This window comes from Oceanobacillus sp. FSL W7-1281, assembly GCF_037969835.1.
Classification (GTDB): domain Bacteria; phylum Bacillota; class Bacilli; order Bacillales; family Amphibacillaceae; genus Oceanobacillus; species Oceanobacillus oncorhynchi.
Window position 1 is genome coordinate 105453 of sequence record NZ_CP150214.1, and the last position, 22642, is coordinate 128094.

At 41.3% G+C, this 22642-nt stretch carries 19 protein-coding genes and 2 other annotated features; all 19 genes read left to right on the forward strand.

The features are described 5' to 3' along the window. The first annotated feature begins 58 nt into the window (after positions 1-58). The 19 genes from radA to rpoC all read left to right on the forward strand — a co-directional run bounded on the left by radA (position 59) and on the right by rpoC (position 22361). The gene (radA, locus tag MKX55_RS00540) at positions 59-1432 is read left to right on the forward strand and encodes a DNA repair protein RadA (protein WP_212928863.1); all 1374 of its coding nucleotides are present in this window, start codon (positions 59-61) and stop codon (positions 1430-1432) included. Between the two features lie 100 nt (positions 1433-1532). Then, positions 1533-2630 carry a PIN/TRAM domain-containing protein gene (locus MKX55_RS00545; RefSeq protein ID WP_339181363.1) on the forward strand — a complete coding sequence of 366 codons (1098 nt, stop codon included), beginning with the start codon at positions 1533-1535 and terminating at the stop codon, positions 2628-2630. 195 nt (positions 2631-2825) lie between these two features. After that, positions 2826-4295, forward strand: coding sequence for a glutamate--tRNA ligase (gltX, locus tag MKX55_RS00550; protein WP_339181365.1), 1470 nt, complete (start codon positions 2826-2828; stop codon positions 4293-4295). 81 nt (positions 4296-4376) lie between these two features. After that, positions 4377-4594, forward strand: a binding site (T-box leader). A 146-nt stretch (positions 4595-4740) separates the two neighbouring features. Further along, a complete protein-coding gene (cysE, locus tag MKX55_RS00555) occupies positions 4741-5385 on the forward strand; it encodes a serine O-acetyltransferase (protein ID WP_339181366.1) in 645 nt (214 codons plus the stop codon). Beyond that, entirely contained in the window at positions 5366-6772 is a 1407-nt protein-coding gene (cysS, locus tag MKX55_RS00560) for a cysteine--tRNA ligase (protein WP_339181369.1), read from the forward strand. The genes cysE and cysS overlap by 20 nt, the downstream gene beginning before the upstream one ends. Next, entirely contained in the window at positions 6772-7176 is a 405-nt protein-coding gene (locus MKX55_RS00565; RefSeq protein WP_042530735.1) for a Mini-ribonuclease 3, read from the forward strand. Before cysS ends, MKX55_RS00565 begins: the two co-directional genes overlap by 1 nt. Position 7177: 1 nt before the next feature. Beyond that, the gene (rlmB, locus tag MKX55_RS00570) at positions 7178-7930 is read left to right on the forward strand and encodes a 23S rRNA (guanosine(2251)-2'-O)-methyltransferase RlmB (RefSeq protein ID WP_339181374.1); all 753 of its coding nucleotides are present in this window, start codon (positions 7178-7180) and stop codon (positions 7928-7930) included. Next, entirely contained in the window at positions 7931-8437 is a 507-nt protein-coding gene (locus tag MKX55_RS00575; protein WP_339181376.1) for an NYN domain-containing protein, read from the forward strand. 327 nt (positions 8438-8764) lie between these two features. Further along, positions 8765-9418, forward strand: a complete 654-nt coding sequence (gene sigH / locus MKX55_RS00580) for an RNA polymerase sporulation sigma factor SigH (RefSeq protein ID WP_339181378.1) — start codon at positions 8765-8767, stop codon at positions 9416-9418. Positions 9419-9684: 266 nt separating this feature from the next. Then, complete coding sequence (gene rpmG / locus MKX55_RS00585; protein ID WP_339181380.1) at positions 9685-9849, forward strand: 50S ribosomal protein L33; 165 nt, start codon at positions 9685-9687, stop codon at positions 9847-9849. A gap of 49 nt (positions 9850-9898) precedes the next feature. Continuing rightward, positions 9899-10072, forward strand: coding sequence for a preprotein translocase subunit SecE (gene secE, locus MKX55_RS00590; protein ID WP_339181382.1), 174 nt, complete (start codon positions 9899-9901; stop codon positions 10070-10072). A gap of 137 nt (positions 10073-10209) precedes the next feature. Beyond that, the gene (gene nusG / locus MKX55_RS00595; RefSeq protein WP_042530745.1) at positions 10210-10746 is read left to right on the forward strand and encodes a transcription termination/antitermination protein NusG; all 537 of its coding nucleotides are present in this window, start codon (positions 10210-10212) and stop codon (positions 10744-10746) included. Between the two features lie 213 nt (positions 10747-10959). After that, the gene (gene rplK, locus MKX55_RS00600; protein WP_042530747.1) at positions 10960-11385 is read left to right on the forward strand and encodes a 50S ribosomal protein L11; all 426 of its coding nucleotides are present in this window, start codon (positions 10960-10962) and stop codon (positions 11383-11385) included. Between the two features lie 175 nt (positions 11386-11560). After that, complete coding sequence (gene rplA, locus MKX55_RS00605) at positions 11561-12253, forward strand: 50S ribosomal protein L1 (RefSeq protein WP_339181387.1); 693 nt, start codon at positions 11561-11563, stop codon at positions 12251-12253. A 49-nt stretch (positions 12254-12302) separates the two neighbouring features. After that, positions 12303-12445, forward strand: a sequence feature (ribosomal protein L10 leader region). A gap of 49 nt (positions 12446-12494) precedes the next feature. Beyond that, on the forward strand, positions 12495-12992 hold the full coding sequence (rplJ, locus tag MKX55_RS00610; RefSeq protein ID WP_339181389.1) for a 50S ribosomal protein L10: 498 nt from the start codon (positions 12495-12497) through the stop codon (positions 12990-12992). Positions 12993-13320: 328 nt separating this feature from the next. Further along, entirely contained in the window at positions 13321-13686 is a 366-nt protein-coding gene (gene rplL, locus MKX55_RS00615) for a 50S ribosomal protein L7/L12 (protein WP_042530753.1), read from the forward strand. 281 nt (positions 13687-13967) lie between these two features. Further along, complete coding sequence (locus MKX55_RS00620) at positions 13968-14573, forward strand: class I SAM-dependent methyltransferase (RefSeq protein ID WP_339181391.1); 606 nt, start codon at positions 13968-13970, stop codon at positions 14571-14573. A gap of 412 nt (positions 14574-14985) precedes the next feature. Beyond that, complete coding sequence (gene rpoB / locus MKX55_RS00625; protein ID WP_339181393.1) at positions 14986-18531, forward strand: DNA-directed RNA polymerase subunit beta; 3546 nt, start codon at positions 14986-14988, stop codon at positions 18529-18531. Positions 18532-18746: 215 nt separating this feature from the next. Next, complete coding sequence (gene rpoC, locus MKX55_RS00630; protein ID WP_339235338.1) at positions 18747-22361, forward strand: DNA-directed RNA polymerase subunit beta'; 3615 nt, start codon at positions 18747-18749, stop codon at positions 22359-22361. The last annotated feature ends 281 nt before the right edge of the window (positions 22362-22642 follow it).

Consider the following 22642-nt stretch of genomic DNA (forward strand, 5'->3'; position numbering starts at 1 on the left):
AAGGGTGGTTCAAGAGAAGACGCTAGGCTTGAATCTCACTTGAAGGAGGTTAGAAACGTTGGCAAAAAGGAAAACAAAATTTGTCTGTCAGGAATGTGGATATGAATCGGCTAAGTGGATGGGGAAATGTCCAGCTTGCCATCAATGGAATACGATGGTTGAAGAAATTGAAGCTGCTTCTGTAAAAGGCAGGACAGGATACACGTCTGGTGCAGCCTCCTCACAAAAACCCGAAAAGATTACCTCCATCGAATCAAAGAAGGAACCCCGCATTACGACGAAGATGCGGGAATTTAACCGTGTATTAGGCGGGGGCGTGGTATTAGGGTCACTGGTTTTAATTGGCGGAGATCCGGGTATTGGAAAATCAACACTCCTGTTGCAAATATCTGCACAGCTGGCAGAGAAGGCTTTACCGGTTCTCTACGTATCTGGTGAAGAATCCACAAGGCAAACCAAATTGCGTGCAGATCGTTTAGATATAAAAACGGATGAACTATATGTATTATCAGAAACGAATTTAATGGATATCAGCAGGCAGATAGAAGAAATCAATCCTTCCTTTGTCGTCGTCGATTCCATTCAAACCATTTTTAAAGAAGAGATAACCAGCGCGCCTGGGAGCGTGTCACAGGTCAGAGAATGTACAATGGAGCTTATGAAAATTGCGAAGACCAAAGGCATTCCTGTTTTTATTGTCGGGCACGTAACCAAAGAAGGTTCGATTGCCGGTCCGCGTTTACTGGAGCATATGGTGGATGCGGTGTTGTATTTTGAAGGAGAACGTCATCACACCTATCGTATTTTAAGAGGTGTAAAAAATCGTTTTGGAAGTACGAATGAAATGGGGATTTTTGAGATGAAGGAGGAAGGATTACGTGAAGTAATGAATCCGTCTGAAATCTTTTTAGAAGAGAGATCCCAAGGAGCTGCCGGCTCGACCGTTGTAGCATCAATGGAAGGTACACGCCCTGTTTTAGTAGAGATTCAAGCGCTGATTTCTCCAACAAGCTTCGGGAACCCGCGCAGAACAGCCACGGGAGTAGACCATAACCGCGTGCCGCTTTTAATGGCTGTGCTGGAAAAACGCGTTGGACTGATGCTGCAAAACCAGGATGCTTATATCAAAGTAGCGGGCGGGGTAAAGCTGGATGAACCGGCGATTGACTTAGCACTGGCGGTCAGTATTGCATCGAGTTTCCGCGATCATCCAACCAAACCAGAGGATATTTTTATCGGTGAGGTTGGTTTAACAGGAGAAATTCGCAGAGTCTCCCGAATCGAACAACGGGTGCAGGAGGCTGCGAAACTGGGTTTTAAACGGGTAATCTGCCCGAAAAATAATTTAGACGGCTGGAATTATCCGGCCGGCATCGAAGTAATTGGTGTTTCCAATGTACAGGAAGCTTTAGAAATCGGATTACATCAATAGATTTTTTTGAGGATGAAAATTTAGAAGAATTCCGAGCAGATAAGCATATATTATATGTCATTTGGTAATACTACTAATACGAGTCAGGAGGTGAAAGGAATTGATGAAAAAAGTAGTACACTTATTTTTTATTATTTTAGGAGGTACCATGGGATATCTTTATATTCCAGAAATCGTCCAGCTGTTAAATGTTGCAGAATCAAGCTGGCTAACTTCATCTATCTTGGGAATGATTGTTGGAGCTATTATATTTTTTATCTTGTCTTATTTACTAGTAAACTATATTGTAAATTTCTTTCGTTGGGTGGAAGATGCACTGGTCAAATTACCAGCCATGGATTTATTTTTTGGCAGTATCGGGTTAATTGTCGGTCTAGTTATAGCTTACTTTGTTAATATGCCGTTTCAAGATATGAGTATTCGTATTTTCTCACAGGTCTTGCCGCTGTTCATTATGATTATACTTGGTTATTTAGGATTCCAGGTTGGTTTTCGCCGGCGTGAAGAATTTATGAATATACTCAAACCGGCGAAAAAGGACAAGCGCCGCAGCGGCGAGGAAGAGGACGCAGATGCGGGTACGCAAAGCTTAAGTCCCAAAATTTTGGATACAAGTGTGATTATTGATGGGCGAATAGCTGATATTTGTCAGACTAACTTTTTAGAAGGAACCATTGTGATTCCACAGTTTGTTCTTGGTGAGTTACAGCATATTGCAGATTCATCAGATGCGCTGAAGCGAAACCGCGGCAGACGCGGTTTGGATATTTTGAACAGAATTCAGAAAGAGCTCGCTGTAAAAGTAGAAATTTATGAAGGCGATTTTGAGGATATTCCGGAAGTAGACAGCAAATTGATCAAACTGGCAAAAGTCATTGATGGCATTGTAGTTACGAACGATTTTAATTTAAATAAAGTATGTGACTTCCAGGGAGTGCCTGTTTTAAATATTAATGATCTGGCCAATGCAGTGAAGCCGGTTGTTCTTCCAGGGGAAGAGCTGCATGTGCAGGTCATCAAAGACGGGAAAGAGCATAATCAAGGTGTTGCCTATTTAGATGATGGAACGATGATTGTGGTGGAAGAAGGCAGAGATTATATCGGCAAAAATATTGAGGTTGTTATTACGAGTGTTTTACAAACCTCTGCGGGACGGATGATCTTTGCAAAACCAAAATTACTTGAAAAAGCGTTGTAAAAAGGGTATAACTGATAAAGGATAAAAAAAGTGATAACATATATATGTTATCACTTTTCGTATAGAGCTTGTTTATGAAGATAAGGGGGAGAAAATTCCTTTTATAATAGGTATTTCAAAAAATTTCTATCAGATTTTTTGAATAGATACAAGGCAGGCAGCGATGATATATAAACAATGAAGGAGGCATTTTAAATGAGTAAGGAAGTTCGCGTACGTTATGCACCTAGTCCAACGGGTCATTTACACATTGGTAACGCTCGTACGGCTTTATTTAATTATTTATATGCAAAACATTTTGATGGGAAATTCATTATCCGCACAGAAGACACAGATGATAAAAGAAACGTAGAGGGCGGCGAAGAGAGTCAATTAAAATATTTAAAATGGCTCGGCTTAGAATGGGATGAAGGTGCCGATATCGGCGGTGATTATGGTCCTTATCGCCAGACAGAGCGCTTAGATATCTATCAGAAGTTTGTAGATGAACTGCTTGAGCGTGATTTAGCTTATAAATGCTATATGACAGAGGACGAGTTAGAGGCAGAACGGGAAGCGCAGCGTGCAAATGGACAAGTCCCTAAATACGCTGGAAAACATAGCAACTTAACAGAGGAAGAAATTCAGGGCTTTGAAGCAGAGGGCAGAACGCCAAGTATCCGTATTCGTGTTCCTGAAAATAAAACATACACGTTCCAAGACATTGTCCGCGGAGAAATCACATTTGAGTCCAGTGATTTTGGCGACTGGGTCATTGTAAAGAAAAACGGAATTCCTACCTATAATTTTGCTGTAGCTATCGATGATCATTTGATGGAAATTACCGACGTATTGCGCGGGGAAGAGCATATTTCCAATACACCCAAGCAAATGATGGTATATGATGCGTTTGGATGGCCAGCACCGCGTTACGGGCATATGACATTAATTCTGAATGAAGAGCGTAAAAAGCTGAGTAAACGTGATGAGCACATTCTGCAGTTTATTGAGCAATATCGTAATTTAGGCTATTTGCCGGAAGCGATGTTTAACTTCATCAGCTTGCTTGGATGGTCTCCAGTTGGCGAAGAAGAGATGTTTACACAGGATGAACTGATTAATATATTTGATCCAGAGCGTTTATCTACGTCTGCCGCTATTTTTGACCAGCATAAATTGAAATGGATGAACAATGAATATATTAAAAAAGCAGATTTAAGCCGTGTCATCGATCTAGCGTTACCGCATTTAATCAAAGCAGGCAAGCTTCCGGAGAATATGGATGAGAAGACGCGTGAATGGGCGGAAAATGTAATTAGTCTATATCGTGAACAATTGCGCTACGGGGCAGAAATCGTTGAATTGACAGAGCTGTTCTTCCAGGAGGATATTACCTATGGTGAAGCAGAACGGGAAGTTTTAGGAGAAGAGCAGGTGCCTGAAGTATTGCAAGTGTTCACAGATAAATTAATTCATTTAGAGTCGTTTGATAAAGATTCGATTAAAGCGCAGTTTAAAGCAACCCAAAAAGAAACAGGACATCGCGGTAAAAAACTCTTTATGCCGATCCGTGTAGCAACAACAGGACAAATGCACGGTCCAGAGCTTCCGTTTGCTATCGAATTGCTGGGGAAAGATGTTATCGTGAAGCGTCTTGATAAATTATTAAAGGAAATGGGAGCTTAAGAGTTCACATTTCTTGTGTAATATAATATATTATCTTTATAAGTTTCGCCTATGTTATGATAGCTATGAAAATCAAATAAATTTAAATCGTTGAAGAGGTAAAGTAAAAATGAATTTCTTACACAGAGAGAGTCACAGTTGCTGCGAGTGACTTTAAGATTTCTTTTTGAAGTGCGCCTCAGAGTCTATTGTGGAACATAAAGTACATGGTAGCGGTTCTCTGCCGTTAACAGAGCAAAGGGGAGAAAGATATTTTTTTCTCTAAACAGAGTGGAACCGCGCTAAAAAGCGTCTCTGTGTTTTCAATAACACAGAGACGCTTTTTTTATATCTAATCAAAGAAAAGATAAATTCATTTTTACTTTATTAGGCAGTAATCGATTTTGCTAATTAATTTAAACAGAAGGGACTGTATATAGTGGTCTTTCGGAAAATGAAGGAGGATATGGATGTTGTTTTTGAACAGGATCCAGCCGCCCGCACGTATTTTGAAGTTATGTTAACTTACTCTGGTGTACATGCGATTTGGGCGCATCGCATCGCACATTGGCTGTATAACAAAAATCTGAAGTTCTTGGCTCGTTTTATTTCGCAATTCTCTCGTTTTATAACTGGTATTGAAATTCATCCTGGAGCCAAAATAGGAAGAAGATTGTTTATTGACCATGGCATGGGCGTGGTTATCGGGGAGACCTGTGAAATAGGTGATAACGTCACTATTTTCCAAGGAGTAACACTCGGCGGAACGGGAAAAGAACAAGGGAAACGGCATCCTACCATTGAAGACAATGCGATGGTTTCAACAGGGGCAAAGGTACTTGGAGCCATTACGATTGGAGAAAACTCGAAAATCGGGGGAGGCTCAGTGGTATTAAAGAATGTTCCTGCTAACGCTACGGTCGTCGGTGTTCCTGGGCAGGTTGTTGTTCAAGATGGAATACGTCTGAACAGAGATCTGGATCATCAAAATATTCCAGATCCAGTTGCAGAAAAATGCAAAAGCCTGCAAGATCAAATCGAGGAACTGAAAGCAGAAATGGAGCTTTTAAAGAAAGGGAGAATAAACAACCATGACGATTCAAATATATAATACGCTAACGAGACAGAAGGAAGATTTCAAACCCATTGAGTCTGGGAAAGTGTCTATGTACGTATGCGGTCCGACGGTATATAACTATATCCATATCGGAAATGCACGTCCGGCAATTGTATTCGACACGGTTCGCAGGTATTTTGAATATCGGGGATATGAGGTCAACTATGTCCTCAACTTTACAGATGTAGATGATAAAATTATTAAAGCAGCCAAGGAAGCAGAAGAGGAAGTCGGTGCATTGGCTGACCGGTTTATCGATGCGTATTTAGAAGACGTGGGCGCATTAGGCGTCAAAAAAGCAACGAAAAATCCGCGTGTCATGGATTCGATGCAGGAAATTATAGCGTTTATCAAAGAATTGATAGACAAGGGCTATGCTTATGAAGCAGAAGGAGATGTTTATTTCAAACCGCGTTCCTTTAAAGGGTATGGAAAGCTTTCTCATCAGTCTATTGACGAATTACGTTCTGGTGCACGAATCCAAGTCGGAGAGAAAAAAGAGGATCCGCTGGATTTTGCTTTATGGAAAGAAGCAAAAGAGGGAGAAATTGCGTGGGAAGCGCCATGGGGCAAAGGACGTCCAGGCTGGCATATTGAATGCTCAGCAATGGCTAAGAAACATTTAGGAGATACCATTGATATTCATGCCGGGGGACAGGACTTAACTTTTCCGCATCATGAGAATGAGATTGCACAATCGGAAGCACATAATGATACTACCTTTGCTAACTATTGGATGCATAACGGCTATATTAATATCGATAATGAAAAAATGTCGAAGTCACTTGGTAATTTTGTGCTGGCACGTGATTTAATCAATATGCATGACCCGAAAGTGCTGCGTTTCTTTATGCTTTCTGTTCACTACCGCAATCCGATTAACTTTACAGAAGAGCTATTACAAAGCGCAAAAACAAGTTTGGAACGCATTGAAACAGCTTATCATAATTTAGGGCATCGACGCCAAACAAGCATGGATTTAAGAGGAGATAACAAGGAGTGGGTAGACCGTATTGAAGAGCGTACAAAACGGTTTGAAGCAGAGATGGACGATGACTTTAATACAGCCAATGCAATTTCCATTCTATTTGATTTATCTAAAGAGGCGAATGTCTATGTCCAAGAGGAGCAAACGGCTAAAGAAGTCATTGATGCTTTCCGTGAAGCCCTTGCTTCGATGCTTGGAGTGTTGGGAATTGACATTGAAAATGAACAGGAAGAATTACTGGATGAAACGATTGAAGCATTGATTGCAGAACGAAATGAGGCCCGGAAAAATCGTGATTTTGCCCGTGCGGATGAAATACGCGATCAATTGAAACAGGAACAGATTATCTTAGAGGATACGCCACAAGGAGTAAGATGGAAAAGAGGTAAATAATGAAAGCCAGTGACGTCAGGCAAATGAAAAGTCTCGCTTTAGCCTATATCGGCGATGCGATTTATGAGGTGTATGTGCGCGAACAATTATTAGAGCGGGGGACCATTAAACCAAATCAACTACATCAGGCAGCGATTCGTTATGTATCCGGTAAGTCACAGGCAAAGGTTATCCTCCATTGGCTGGAACAGGATGCCTTTTTAACGGAAGAAGAGAGCAGAGTGGTCATCCGGGGAAGAAATGCAAAATCAGGCAGTATTCCTAAAAATATTAATGTACAGACGTATCGGTATAGTACAGCGTTTGAAGCATTGATTGGCTATCACTATTTATTAAAAAATGAACAGAGACTGCAGGAATTGATGACGCAAGCAATGGATTTTTTAGAAGAAGGGAGTGCTTAAAATGACGCAGGAAAAGGAATGGATTATGGGGAAGAACCCCGTAATCGAAGCATTGAAATCTGGCCGTTCTGTTAATAAGGTTTGGATATCCGAACAATTGCAGGGAGCGGCTGCGCATAAAATACAGCAGCTTGCCCGCGAAGCAGGAGCAGTGGTTCAAAAGGCTCCGAGGTCGAAGCTGGATAAAATGCAGGAGGGGAATCATCAGGGAGTGATTGCTTCCGTTGCCTCTTATCCCTATGCATCACTGGAAGACCTTTTTGCCAAAGCGGAGGAAAGAGAGGAGGCTCCTTTCTTTATTTTGCTGGATGAATTAGAGGACCCGCATAATCTGGGATCTATTTTACGTACAGCCGATGCAACAGGGGCACATGGAGTAATTATCCCGAAGCATCGTTCCGTGGGTTTAACCGCAACGGTAGCGAAAACAGCAGCAGGAGCGTTAGAGCATATTCCTGTAGCCAGAGTGACCAATATAGCGAATACCATTGATGAGCTTAAGGAAAGAAATGTATGGATTATTGGGACGGAAGCGGATGCGGATGAAGATTACCGGCAGCTGGATGGAACGCTGCCTCTCGGATTAGTTATTGGAAATGAAGGAAAAGGAATGAGCCGCCTCGTGCGAAAGAAATGTGACTGGACGGTGAGCCTGCCGATGGTTGGACAAGTATCCTCCCTAAATGCCTCTGTTGCATGCAGTTTACTTCTTTATGAAGTGCTCAGAAAGCGACTGCCGCTGGGGAGTGCTTAAATGGTTGTATTAATTGTAGATGGCTATAATATCATCGGTGCGTGGCCGGAGCTTGAGCAGCTGAAGGAAAAAGATATTGGACAGGCAAGAGACCGGCTTATTGAACTCCTTGCAGAGTATCAGGCATTTACCGGAGATCGCGTGATTGTCGTCTTTGATGCTTACTATGTTCGGGGAATTGAATCGAAAGAAGAAAAACATAAAGTGGAAGTAATCTACACAAAGGAAAAAGAAACTGCAGATGAATGTATCGAGAAACTCGTGAAAACCGTAAAAAATATCCAAACGCAGGTGTATGTTGCAACGTCCGATTATGCAGAGCAGCGTACTATTTTCGGGCAGGGTGCGCTGCGTAAGTCTGCCAGAGAACTGCAGATTGAGATGGATGATATGAACCAGGAAATCCGTATAAATCTTGAGGTGCACCAAAAAGAAAAGCCTGCTGTTAAAATTCCAATAAACCAAGAGTTACGAAAACGGTTTGAAGAGATGCGCCGCGGGAGATAGAGTAATACATGGAAAGTATAATAGACTGGAATGCCTCTCAGCCAGTTCATGAGAAGTGTTCCTGTCCATGTCGCTCCGCACAAACACGGTTTTGACGAAAAATATTTTTAGATAGGAAATAAAAATACAGCTTGAGAGCATGGCAGGTAAGCAGTTCACGTTTTTTTAGACACTCATCCATTAGGTGAAAAGTCTTAGTGATTTTCACGAAAACGACAAATTACGACTGCTTCTGTCATAAAAGGGTCGTTGACGATATTTCGGCTCGTCTAGTATAATAGTGCCTATCGTGGATATATTTGGAGATATCGATTTAGGAGGGGATTGTTGGTGAATGGTGGGCAAATCAATACACGCAGCAAGAAACTGGACAAGCTAGAAGATATTAATTTGCTGGGATTAATCGATCAAGGTGACAGTTATGCATTGGACCTCCTGATACATCGGTATTTAAATTTTGTACGGTTAAAAGCAAGAACCTACTTTTTGGTCGGCGCAGACAAAGAAGATATTATTCAAGAGGGAATGATTGGATTATATAAGGCTATCCGCGACTTTGATCTGGAGCAGCCAACTTCTTTTAAAGCATTTGCAGAATTATGCGTGACCAGACAAATTATTACGGCGATTAAAACAGCAACAAGGCAAAAACATCTCCCCTTAAATTCGTATGTTTCTTTAGATAAGCCAATCTATGAGGAAGAATCCGACCGGACATTGATGGATGTCATATCCAGTCCAGAGGACAGCGACCCGGAGGAGACGCTTATTAATCGGGAAGCGTATGGAGCAATGGAGTTTAAATTATCAGAATTATTGAGCGGATTGGAAAAACAGGTGCTGCAGCTATATTTGGACGGCTGTACCTATCAAGAAATTGCCGAACAATTAAATCGCCATGTAAAATCAATTGATAACGCTTTAGTACGGGTAAAACGAAAATTAGAAATCCTGCTTGAAGAGGATGGGGTTACCATTTAAAAAGCTGTTATCTGCCTGTAGATTTTAGAGAGTAAATGAAAGAAATATATATGTGAAATAATCGGATCACCTCCCTTTACATCTAACAAAATAAAATGTTTATTTTATAATAAAGTGCAGCGCCAGCAGCGTAGTAAATGCTTTTAAACAAACATTTTATCTCATCCTGTATAGAAACGGAAGAGAATGTCATGCTTTTGAAACGAGTCATAACATTGACATAATGATAGCGAAGTGCTATGTTAATATAGTCTATGTCCCTATGTATGGGGGTGGAAGTTATGAGTAAAAAGATTGTCTTATCATGTGCAGTATGTTCTAGCAGGAACTATTCAACGAACAAAAACGCAGCCAATCAATCGCAGAGATTAGAAGTGAACAAGTTCTGTAAACATTGCCAAACACATACGCTGCACCGTGAGACCAAGTAGATATAGATTGATGGATAGATTCGCGTAAGTTCGGGGGGAAAGAGATAAAATGTTTAAGTTCTTAAAAAATGTTTCCAATGAAATGAAGAAAGTAAGCTGGCCAAAAGGGAAAGAACTAAGAAACTATACCTTTGTGGTAATTTCTACAGTTATCTTTATGGCAATATTCTTTTTCGTTGTTGATTTAGGTATATCAGAATTTTTAGGTGCATTTTTTGAATAATTCCTTTATAATGCAGGTATAATGAAAAGAAGAAAAAGTCAGTGAAAACCCGATTTATGCGGGTTTTTTAAATTGGATAAAAAAGCTATCGTTTATTCATGAAGAGGAGGGGACAGGACAGCTATTGTCCGATATAAATGGAAAAGAATTGGTATGTGGTTCACACGTATTCCGGCTATGAGAACAAAGTGAAAATGAACCTTGAAAAAAGAGTAGAGTCCATGGGTATGGAAGATAAAATATTCCGTGTAATTGTTCCGGAAGATGAAGAAGCAGAAATTAAAGACGGCAAGAAAAAAATGGTAAAGAAAAAATCTTTCCCGGGCTATGTTTTAACAGAAATGGTGATGACAGACGACTCGTGGTACGTGGTACGAAACACTCCTGGCGTTACCGGATTTGTAGGCTCCAGCGGACACGGCGCAAAGCCGACACCGATATTGCCGGATGAAGTAGACGTTGTGCTGAAAAGAATGGGTGTCAGCGAACCAACTGTTCAAGTTGACTTTGAGATTAAAGAAAGTGTTCGTGTCACAGACGGTCCATTTGCAGATTTCACAGGAACGATTGAACAAATTGATACAGATAAGCAAAAACTGAAAGTACATGTGAATATGTTTGGAAGAGAGACACCAGTTGAACTGGATTTCTCCCAAGTAGACAAGCTTTCATAAGTTTTTCAAACCAGCAGGAATATGACAGCAGCATAGACAAGTTCTGCGGAGTAAGGTATTTTCAAGAATCAAGGCTTGCTTTTTTCACAAATTCATGCTAAGATTCTTTTGTTATTCTTGTTCTCAATTAAAAGGGGAACAGGAAATGAGTGGGAGGGTAAATAAAATAAGAGACCCTATTACCACATCACGGACTTTAAGGAGGTGTGTCTCGTGGCTAAAAAAGTAATCAAATTAGTAAAATTGCAAATTCCTGCGGGAAAAGCAAATCCAGCACCACCGGTTGGGCCGGCTCTAGGTCAAGCAGGTGTTAACATTATGGGATTCTGTAAAGAATTTAACGCTCGAACACAAGAACAAGCAGGTTTAATTATCCCTGTAGAAATCACTGTATTCGAGGATCGTTCATTTACATTTGTTACAAAGACTCCGCCGGCAGCAGTGCTACTTAAAAAAGCAGCTGGAATCGAGTCTGGTTCAGGTGAACCTAACAAAACCAAAGTCGCTACTGTAAAACGCGACCAGGTAAAAGAAATCGCTGAAACAAAAATGCCGGATTTAAATGCAGCTGATGTTGATGCGGCAATGCGCATGGTTGAAGGTACTGCGCGCAGTATGGGAATCACCATCGAAGACTGATTCAGTATTCCGTAGACAAACGTTTTGTAGTTAAAAGGTTGCGGCTGTTTTCATCCGCAGCCTTATTCGGGAGAAGAATAAATCGATAGATGATTCGCGTGCTGGACAAGAGTAATTCTCTTGTCTCGTGGGAGGTACAACCGTTATAACCACAAAAGAGGAGGATATAATTAATATGGCTAAATATGGTAAAAAACATCAAGAAGCTTTAAAGCAGATTGATCGTACAAAAGCATATGAAATAAAAGAAGCTGTAGAGCTTGCAAAAAAGACTGCAAAAGCAAACTTTGATGAATCAGTAGAAGCTGCTTTTCGTCTTGGTGTAGATCCTAAAAAAGCAGATCAACAAATCCGCGGAGCAATGGTTTTACCGCATGGTACTGGTAAAACACAACGCGTTCTTGTATTTGCTAAAGGTGAGAAAGCGAAAGAAGCAGAAGCTGCTGGTGCAGATTATGTTGGAGAAGAAGATTATATTAATAAAATCAACCAAGGCTGGTTCGATTTTGATGTGATTGTTGCTACTCCGGATATGATGGCTCAAGTAGGTAAATTAGGCCGTGTTTTAGGACCAAAAGGTTTAATGCCAAACCCTAAAACAGGAACAGTAACTTTTGAAGTAGAAAAAGCTGTTCAAGACATTAAAGCTGGTAAAGTAGAATATCGCGTTGATAAATCTGCTAATATCCATGTTCCAATCGGAAAAATTTCTTTCGGTGACGAGAAATTAGTAGAAAACTTTGCTGCGCTTGCAGATCAGCTTGTGAAAGTGAAACCTCAGTCTTCTAAAGGAACTTACCTTAAAAATGCTTCTATTGCATCTACAATGGGACCAGGAATCAAAGTTGACGTTTCAAACTTCCGTTAATTAGTAGTTGACTTTTAAGCCAACGTTCGATATACTAATTTTCGGTTTAATAAAATCGAATGTTATACCGTAGACAGCAGGGGCTCTTGAGAGCTTAATCAGCCTGCCGAGGTGTTTATTTATAGAAAGGCAAACCGTTTTGCCAATCTAAGTAAGCTCTCATGTCTGCATGGGAGCTTTTTTAATAGAAAAGCACGTTCGAACGGTGTAATAATAGGGACTGTTATTAGGAGGTGGAAAGATGTCAGGGATTATTGAACAGAAGAAACAATTAGTAGAGGAAATCGCAGATAAGTTTCGCAATAGCCAATCTGCAGTAGTAGTTGACTATCGCGGTCTTGACGTTTCAGAGGTTACTGCACTTCGTAAAGAACTTCGTGAAGCAGGTGTTGAATTCAAAGTATATAAAAATACGATGGTTCGCCGTGCGGTAGAATCTGTAGAACTGAATGAGCTTAGTGAAGTCTTAACTGGACCGAATGCCATTGCATTCAGTGAAGATGTAGTAGCTCCAGCGAGAATCTTGAATAACTTCAGTAAAGACCATGATGCCTTAGAAATTAAAGGCGGTGTTATTGAAGGAAGCGTTGCTTCACTTGAACAAATCAAAGAGCTTGCAGACCTGCCAAACTACGAAGGTATGGTATCTATGCTGCTTAGCGTACTTCAAGCTCCAATCCGCAACTTTGCTTATGCTACAAAAGCTGTTGCAGAGCAAAAAGAAGAACAAGGTGCATAATACACCAACCGGTTTAATAACGAAAAGTGCAGAGCGCCCGTTTAAAAACGTAGAGATTGGAGCGGCGTACCTGAGATAAAGGAATCACGGTGAGGTAACGAACCGATGATGACTTTCACCCGCAGGGCATAAGTGCGACTTTACTTCTGCCTTCGCCTGTCGGCTTGCCAATCAGTAAGTCTGCTTTATCGTAGGGTGCGACGTGAAATCTCTAAAGTTTGGCGCTCGGAGCTGGACAGCTATATCTCTAGCTTAAGAGTAAATTTATGATAAAACCATATGCTTGCTTACAAATAAAAACAAACTTATTATTAGGAGGATTTTAATCATGACAAACGAAGAAATGATCAGTGCAATTAAAGAAATGACTGTACTTGAATTAAACGATTTAGTAAAAGCAATCGAAGAAGAGTTCGGTGTAACAGCTGCTGCTCCAGTTGCTGCAGCAGGTGCTGCTGGCGGCGGTGCTGCTGAAGAAGAAAAAACAGAATTTGACGTTGTTCTTAACGATGCTGGTGCATCTAAGATCAAAGTTGTTAAAGCAGTTCGTGAAATCACTGGACTTGGCTTGAAAGATGCGAAAGACTTAGTAGATAACGCTCCTAAAGCAATTAAAGAAGGAGCATCTAAAGAAGAAGCTGAAGAAATTAAAGGTAAACTTGAAGAAGCTGGTGCTTCTGTAGAAGTTAAATAATTTAGCAAATATAAGAAAAAGAGCTCGTCGTATTTTAGGCGGGCTCTTTTATCACGAAACCATAAAGGTCACTTTTGTCACTAGAAAAAGTTCAAGTTTATATACGAGAATGTTTTTTAGTTGAACAGGTGGCCTTTTTTTAAATCAGAAAACATTTGGGTTGCTTGTACTAGATGTAAGTTAGTGGTTTTGGCTGTAACGAACATCGCCCTATGATTAGGAAGTGTACGATCGCGGCCCAGGTATTTTTCTTAATTCATATAAAGTGGGTGCGGATCCATATGATGGAGCATTATTATTCTAAACAGCCTCAAGCAAAATCGCTGCCGCAAAGCTGGTCTTTTGACCTGCGGGGGAAGACGTTTCAATTTACGAGTGATGTTGGCGTCTTTTCAAAAAATGAAGTGGATTTTGGATCAAGGGTGCTTATTGAATCTTTTCAGGAGCCCGAGGTTGATGGACCAATATTAGATGTGGGATGCGGATACGGGCCAATCGGCTTATCCTTAGCCTCCGACTTTTCAAACAGAGAGATTTTTATGGTTGATGTGAATGAACGTGCTGTGGAATTGGCCCGAAAAAATGCAGAAATCAATAAAATCTCCAATACAACGATTCTTCAAAGTGATTTATATCAGCAATTACATGAAAAAAGATTTGCTTCCATTGTGACAAACCCGCCGATACGCGCCGGTAAAAAAGTGGTGCATGCTATTTTTGAAGAAGCCTGGGGTCATTTATCCAATCAAGGAGATTTATGGGCGGTTATTCAGAAAAAGCAGGGAGCGCCATCTGCGAAAGATAAACTGGAAGAGATTTTTGGTAATGTAGAAGTAGTGGTAAAGAAAAAAGGTTATTTTATATTGCGAGCGAAAAAGTTTGACTAATAAATGGGGATATGCTAAGATTGGAAGATGCTAAGATTAGGGTACGTTTGCCTAGCGCATTTTTCCAGGCTGGACGTATAAAATCTTTATAAATGGGAAAGGCTTGTAGAATCGGGAAAAACAAAGGTTCGACAAATCGCTTTTCTATAGTTTATCAAAATTCTTTCATCTGCACAATCTAAAATCACAACATCCTTGGAAAGGCTATATTTTTCAATGAGCGAAAAGAAAGTTTTATCTTTATGAAAAATAAGCCATAGAGAGGGAAAGTGATAAAGGATGCGAATGATAGGATAATGAGTTTATAGTTTTATTTTTTAAAGAACAGATGATTTATTCAGACGTTCTTTTAAATATGAGTTACATTTTGTAGAAACAACTACTAAAATGGATGATTTAAGGGGTGAAGCAGTTGACAGGTCAACTAGTTCAGTATGGACGGCACCGCCAACGCAGGAGCTATGCACGTATTAATGAAGTGTTAGAATTACCTAACCTAATCGAAATTCAAACCGCTTCTTATGAATGGTTCTTAGAAGAAGGTTTAAGGGAGATGTTCCAGGATATCTCTCCGATTGAAGACTTTACAGGAAATCTATCACTTGAGTTTGTGGATTATAGTTTGGGTGATCCGAAATATCCTGTAGACGAAGCAAAAGAAAGAGACGTGACATACAATGCTCCCCTTCGCGTGAAGGTTCGTTTAATCAATAATGAAACCGGAGAAGTAAAGGAACAAGAAGTATTTATGGGTGATTTCCCATTAATGACAGACACAGGAACATTTATTATCAATGGCGCAGAGCGTGTTATTGTATCACAGCTTGTGCGTTCACCGAGTGTTTATTACAACGAAAAAATTGATAAAAATGGGAAACGCGGCATTGCAACAACAGTTATTCCAAACCGTGGAGCATGGTTAGAGTTTGAAACAGATGCAAAAGATGTTGCCTATGTCCGTATTGATCGTACTCGTAAATTACCAATTACTGTTCTGTTAAGAGCTTTAGGATTTGGTACAGATCAAGAGATTGTTGATTTGTTAGGCGAAAACGAATATTTACGAAATACGTTAGAAAAAGATAACACAGAGAATGCAGAGAAAGCTCTTTTAGAAATCTACGAGCGACTTCGCCCTGGCGAACCGCCGACAGTAGATAATGCGAAGAGTCTATTAGTATCTCGCTTCTTTGACCCGAAACGCTATGATTTAGCGCATGTGGGACGTTATAAAATGAATAAAAAACTCCATATCAAGAATCGTTTATTCAACCAAGTGCTTGCAGAGCCTGTTGTTGATTCTGAAACTGGAGAAGTCATTGCGAATAAAGGCGACCGTTTGGAAAGAAAATTATTAGATAAGATTCTTCCATATCTTGAGCGCGAAGAAGATCGTTTCGGAGACAAAGCAATCACTCCGCATGACGGTGTGCTGGAAGAAGAAATCACAGTACAATCTGTGAAAATTCTTGATCCAACCGATCCGAACGGAGAACGTGAACTAACTGTTATCGGAAATGGGGAAGTAACAAAAGAAATTAAAAATATCACACCAGCTGATATTTTAGCTTCTATCAGTTATTTCTTTAATCTGCTTCATCAAGTAGGGGACACAGATGATATTGATCACTTGGGGAACCGCCGTCTGCGTTCGGTCGGCGAATTACTTCAAAATCAATTCCGTATCGGATTATCCCGTATGGAGCGTGTTGTTCGTGAAAGAATGTCTATCCAGGACACTTCCAGCGTAACACCACAGCAATTGATCAATATTCGTCCGGTTATTGCATCCATTAAAGAATTCTTTGGAAGCTCACAGCTATCACAGTTTATGGACCAGACCAATCCGTTGGGCGAATTAACGCATAAGCGTCGTCTGTCAGCACTTGGACCAGGTGGTTTGACACGTGAGCGTGCCGGATTCGAAGTACGTGACGTTCACTATTCTCACTATGGCCGTATGTGTCCGATTGAGACGCCAGAGGGGCCGAATATCGGTCTTATTAACTCGCTGTCCAGTTATGCGCGAGTGAATAAGTTTGGTTTTATTGAATCACCATATCGTCGTGTTGACCCTGAAACTGGGAAAGTAACAGATACGATTGATTATCTGACAGCGGATGAACAAGATAATTATATTGTTGCACAGGCTAACTCACAATTAGATGATGATAACTTCTTTGTGAATGATGAAGTTATCGCTCGTTTCCGTGAAGATAACATTATTGTGTCACGCGATCGAATTGATTATATGGACGTATCACCAAAACAGGTTGTATCCGCAGCGACTGCATGTATTCCATTCTTGGAAAATGATGACTCCAACCGTGCACTAATGGGAGCAAACATGCAACGTCAGGCTGTTCCTTTGATGAATCCAAAGGCGCCAATTGTTGGAACTGGTATGGAATATGTCAACGGGAAAGACTCTGGTGCTGCTGTTATCTGCCGTCATGATGGAATTGTCGAGCGTGTGGAAGCCAAAACCGTTATGGTGCGCCGTATTTCAGAAGTAGATGGAAAAGAAGTAGAAGGCGATTTAGATCGTTATGGTTTACAGAAATACAAACGTTCTAACCAGGGAACTTGCTATAACCAGCGCCCGATTGTTGCAGAAGGAGAACGTGTGACAAAAGGAGAAGTTCTTGCAGATGGTCCTTCTATGGAAGACGGTGAATTAGCATTAGGTCAAAACGTTCTTGTAGGTTTTATGACTTGGGAAGGTTATAACTACGAGGATGCTATCATTATGAGCGAACGTCTTGTAAAAGATGATGTATATACTTCTATTCACATTGAAGAATTTGAATCAGAATCCCGCGATACGAAGCTGGGGCCTGAAGAAATCACAAGAGATATTCCAAACGTTGGGGAAGATGCGCTTAAAAACCTTGATGAACAAGGAATTATCCGTGTCGGTGCAGAAGTAACAGACAGTGATATTCTGGTAGGAAAAGTAACACCAAAAGGAATGACAGAGCTTTCCGCAGAAGAACGCTTATTACATGCGATTTTCGGTGAGAAGGCGCGTGAAGTAAGAGATACTTCCCTGCGCGTTCCTCATGGCGGCGACGGCATCGTCTTAGATGTGAAAATCTTTAATCGTGAAGATGGCGATGAGTTACCACCAGGTGTGAATCAGCTAGTTCGTGTATATATTGTTCAAAAACGTAAAATTCATGAAGGCGATAAGATGGCAGGGCGTCACGGTAATAAAGGGGTTATCTCCAAAATCTTACCGGAAGAGGATATGCCATTCTTGCCGGACGGTACACCAATCGACATTATGTTGAACCCGTTAGGGGTACCATCACGTATGAACATCGGACAGGTGTTTGAACTGCATTTAGGAATGGCTGCAAGACAGCTCGGACTGCATGTAGCAAGTCCGGTATTCGATGGAGCGACAGAAGAAGATGTTTGGGAAACACTTGAAGAAGCCGGCATGCCGAGAGATGCGAAAACCGTTCTTTATGATGGACGTACAGGAGAAGCTTTTGACAACCGCATATCTGTAGGTGTCATGTATATGATTAAACTTGCACACATGGTTGATGATAAGCTGCACGCTCGTTCAACTGGACCTTACTCTCTCGTAACGCAGCAGCCGCTTGGCGGTAAAGCACAATTCGGCGGACAGCGTTTTGGTGAGATGGAGGTTTGGGCATTAGAAGCTTACGGTGCTGCATACACACTTCAAGAAATCTTAACGGTTAAATCAGATGATACCGTTGGACGCGTGAAGACCTATGAAGCAATCGTAAAAGGGGATAATGCGCCAGAGCCGGGTGTTCCTGAGTCATTTAAAGTACTCATCAAAGAACTTCAAAGTCTTGGTATGGACGTGAAGATGCTTTCCAGTAACGAAGATGAGATTGATATGCGTGAACTGGAAGATGAGGAAGGCCAAACATCCACGAAGCTTAACATTGAAGTGGAAGAACCGCTTAATCAATAAAAATTTGTGCAGTAATGGTTCACTTCTCACGTGTCAGGGTGACTTCTACGTTGCCCGCAGATGCGGGTTACGTAGGAGTTCCTTTTCCTTAGAACCATTCTGCGCTTTCTATAAAAACGAAACCTGATTTAAGAAAATCCCCGACTTTCGCCGAGACATGACGATAAGCCAGGTTTTCTCAAACTTTCTTAACTTGTAAAAGGGAGGATTGCCCCTTGTTGGATGTAAATAATTTTGAGTACATGAAAATAGGGCTTGCTTCACCAGAAAAGATTCGTTCTTGGTCTTACGGTGAAGTGAAAAAACCAGAAACAATTAACTATCGTACGTTAAAACCAGAAAAAGACGGTTTATTCTGTGAGCGTATCTTTGGCCCGCAGAAGGATTGGGAATGTCACTGTGGTAAATATAAACGCGTTCGTTACAAAGGTGTTGTCTGTGACCGCTGTGGCGTAGAAGTGACCAAAGCGAAAGTGCGCCGCGAACGTATGGGACATATTGAACTTGCTGCACCGGTATCACACATTTGGTACTTCAAAGGTATCCCAAGCCGTATGGGATTAGTATTGGATATGTCTCCCCGTGCATTAGAGGAAGTTATCTATTTTGCTGCATATATCGTAACAGATCCGGGAAGCACGCCGCTTGAGAAAAAGCAATTGCTGTCTGAAAAAGAGTTCCGCTCTTATTATGATAAATATGGCAATAACTTCAAAGCTCAAATGGGAGCAGAAGCTATCCGCAAACTATTGCAAGATCTTGATTTAGAAAAAGAAGTGGATGCACTGCGTGAAGAGTTGAAATCAGCTCATGGTCAGCGTCGTACTCGTGCAATCAAACGCTTGGAAGTAATGGAAGCATTCCGTAATTCTGGAAACGAAGCAAGCTGGATGATTTTAGATGTTCTTCCGGTTATCCCTCCAGAAATTCGTCCAATGGTTCAATTAGACGGCGGACGTTTCGCTACTTCAGATTTAAATGACCTTTACCGTCGTGTAATCAACCGTAATAACCGTTTAAAACGTCTGCTCGATTTAGGTGCTCCAAGCATTATCGTTCAGAACGAAAAACGGATGCTACAGGAAGCTGTAGATGCCTTGATCGATAATGGCCGTCGCGGCCGTCCGGTAACAGGACCAGGTAACCGTCCGTTGAAATCTCTTTCTCATATGCTGAAAGGGAAGCAGGGGCGCTTCCGTCAAAACCTGTTAGGTAAACGTGTTGACTATTCCGGCCGTTCCGTTATCGTTGTTGGACCGCATTTGAAAATGTACCAGTGTGGTCTGCCAAGAGAGATGGCATTAGAACTGTTCAAACCATTCATTATGAAAGAACTCGTATCCAGAGGCCTTGCTCACAACATTAAATCAGCGAAGCGAAAAATTGAAAGAGTGCACCCTGATGTATGGGATGTTCTGGAGGACGTTATTAAAGAACACCCGGTACTGCTTAACCGTGCACCAACGCTTCACAGATTAGGTATTCAGGCATTCGAACCTACATTGGTCGATGGCCGTGCCATCCGTCTGCATCCGCTTGTATGTACCGCATATAACGCTGACTTTGATGGAGACCAAATGGCAGTACACGTTCCGCTTGGAGCAGAGGCTCAGGCAGAAGCAAGAATTTTAATGCTGGCAGCACAAAACATTCTTAACCCGAAAGACGGGAAACCAGTTGTTACACCATCACAGGATATGGTACTTGGAAACTACTACCTTACCTTAGAGCGTGAAGGTGCTGTTGGAGAAGCTTCTTACTTCAAAGATACAAACGAAGCATTAATTGCTTATCAAACTGGGTATGCTCACCTGCATACACGCATTGCAGTGCAAGCATCCAGCTTAAACAATAAAACATTTACAGAAAAACAAAATAGCCAGCTATTGTTAACAACAGTTGGTAAGCTGATCTTTAATGAAATTCTTCCGGATTCTTTCCCTTACATGAATGAACCTACAAAAGGGAATTTAGAAGAAAAAACACCAGAAAATTATTTTATTGATCCTGGTACAGACATTAAAGAGGAAATTAAAAACCGTGAAGAGGTTAAGCCATTTAAGAAAGGCTTCTTAGGTGATATTATTGCTGAGGTATTCAAGCGATTCAAAATCACGGAAACCTCTAAAATGCTTGACCGTATGAAAGATTTAGGCTTCAGCTACTCTACAAAAGCCGGTATGACAGTTGGTATCTCAGATATCGTTGTACTTGCTGAAAAACAGGGTATCTTAGATGAAGCACAATCGAAAGTAGATAAAGTGTTAAAACAATTCCGTCGTGGTCTGATTACAGAAGAAGAGCGTTATGACCGTGTTATTGCCATCTGGTCAGAAGCGAAAGATGTTATTCAGGATCGCTTGATGGGCTCATTGAGCAACCGAAATCCAATTTATATGATGAGTGATTCCGGTGCCCGTGGTAACGCATCAAACTTCACCCAGCTTGCTGGTATGCGTGGATTGATGGCTGACCCATCTGGTAAAATCATTGAAATCCCAATCAAATCAAGTTTCCGTGAAGGACTAACAGTAATGGAATACTTTATTTCCACGCACGGGGCTCGTAAAGGTCTTGCCGATACAGCACTGAAAACAGCCGATTCAGGTTACTTGACCCGCCGTCTTGTAGATGTGGCACAGGATGTTATCATTCGTGAGGAAGATTGCGGAACGGATCGCGGCTTGAAGGTTGCTGCACTCGTAGACGGCTCAGAAGTGATTGAACCGCTTCTAGATCGTTTGATTGGCAGAACGGCATTCGAGAATGTGGCACATCCGGAAACAGGAGAAGTCATTGTAGAGAAAAATGAACTTATTCACGAAGACCAGGCAAAAGCTATTGTGGAAGCCGGTATCGAGGAAGTCATTATTCGTACTGCCTTCACTTGTAACACAAAACATGGCGTATGTCAGAAATGTTATGGCCGTAACTTAGCTACAGGCTCCGACGTAGAGGTTGGGGAAGCGGTTGGAATTATCGCAGCTCAATCTATCGGTGAGCCGGGTACACAGCTGACAATGCGTACCTTCCATACAGGCGGGGTTGCCGGAGACGATATTACACAAGGTTTACCGCGTATACAAGAGTTGTTTGAAGCCCGTAATCCAAAAGGGCAGGCAGTCATTACAGAAGTTGCCGGTACCGTTCTGGAAATGAAGGAAGTGAAGGATAAACAAGAAATTGTTATCCAAGGGAATGTAGAACAGCGCAGCTATGCCGTTCCTTACAACGCCCGTATGAAAGTTCAAGAAGGAGATCAAGTGGAAGCCGGCCAAGAGCTTACAGAAGGTTCCGTTGATCCAAAAGAACTTCTTCGAGTGAAAGGTGTAGAAGGTGTTCAAGACTACTTGCTGAAGGAAGTACAGCGTGTATATCGTATGCAAGGGGTAGAAATTGGAGACAAACACGTGGAGGTAATGGTTCGCCAGATGCTTCGTAAAATCCGTGTTGTATCCTCTGGAGATACAGAAGTATTGCCAGGTTCCCTGCTTGAACTGCACCAATTCCGAGATGCAAATCACAAGGTATTTAAAGAAGGTACAGAGCCTGCAACAGGACGCCCGGTATTACTTGGTATTACCAAAGCATCGCTTGAAACAGATTCCTTCTTATCAGCTGCATCCTTCCAAGAAACGACTCGTGTCTTGACAGATGCTGCTATTAAAGGAAAACGCGATGAACTTCTCGGCTTAAAAGAGAATGTTATCATTGGTAAACTTGTTCCAGCTGGTACAGGGATGCCTCAATACCGTACGTTAGAAGCAGAGCTTGATGCGCCGGAATCAGATGAAGAAGTCGCAGACGAAGAAAGCACTCAAAGAGTATAATATGCAATCAGGAGGGGGCCTCTCCCTCCTGATAATAAATAAGTGCGCTATTTTTGAAAGCAGTCTAAAAAAATACCATGAATATATTGACAAACAATATTGAGGGTGGTACTATATTCAAGGTGCTTCTGATTATGCTTGCAAAAGTAATTTTCAGAGCAGAGCCTAATCGGAACTTCGGTTTATGCTAAATTATAATAACAAAAAACAATCTGAGTATAAGGTAAATCATTTTTCGCATTGATTTGTGAGAGATTTTTTTATCACTAAAAATGAACCAC

What these genes read in the sequence shown, in the direction of transcription:
- gltX (WP_339181365.1), top strand. Translation starts at nt 2,826, where the DNA reads ATGAGTAAGGAAGTTCGCGTACGTTATGCACCTAGTCCAACGGGTCAT.
- cysE (WP_339181366.1), top strand. Translation starts at nt 4,741, where the DNA reads ATGGATGTTGTTTTTGAACAGGATCCAGCCGCCCGCACGTATTTTGAA.
- cysS (WP_339181369.1), top strand. Translation starts at nt 5,366, where the DNA reads ATGACGATTCAAATATATAATACGCTAACGAGACAGAAGGAAGATTTC.
- MKX55_RS00565 (WP_042530735.1), top strand. Translation starts at nt 6,772, where the DNA reads ATGAAAGCCAGTGACGTCAGGCAAATGAAAAGTCTCGCTTTAGCCTAT.
- rlmB (WP_339181374.1), top strand. Translation starts at nt 7,178, where the DNA reads ATGACGCAGGAAAAGGAATGGATTATGGGGAAGAACCCCGTAATCGAA.
- MKX55_RS00575 (WP_339181376.1), top strand. Translation starts at nt 7,931, where the DNA reads ATGGTTGTATTAATTGTAGATGGCTATAATATCATCGGTGCGTGGCCG.
- rpmG (WP_339181380.1), top strand. Translation starts at nt 9,685, where the DNA reads ATGGGGGTGGAAGTTATGAGTAAAAAGATTGTCTTATCATGTGCAGTA.
- secE (WP_339181382.1), top strand. Translation starts at nt 9,899, where the DNA reads ATGTTTAAGTTCTTAAAAAATGTTTCCAATGAAATGAAGAAAGTAAGC.
- nusG (WP_042530745.1), top strand. Translation starts at nt 10,210, where the DNA reads ATGGAAAAGAATTGGTATGTGGTTCACACGTATTCCGGCTATGAGAAC.
- rplA (WP_339181387.1), top strand. Translation starts at nt 11,561, where the DNA reads ATGGCTAAATATGGTAAAAAACATCAAGAAGCTTTAAAGCAGATTGAT.
- rplJ (WP_339181389.1), top strand. Translation starts at nt 12,495, where the DNA reads ATGTCAGGGATTATTGAACAGAAGAAACAATTAGTAGAGGAAATCGCA.
- rplL (WP_042530753.1), top strand. Translation starts at nt 13,321, where the DNA reads ATGACAAACGAAGAAATGATCAGTGCAATTAAAGAAATGACTGTACTT.
- MKX55_RS00620 (WP_339181391.1), top strand. Translation starts at nt 13,968, where the DNA reads ATGATGGAGCATTATTATTCTAAACAGCCTCAAGCAAAATCGCTGCCG.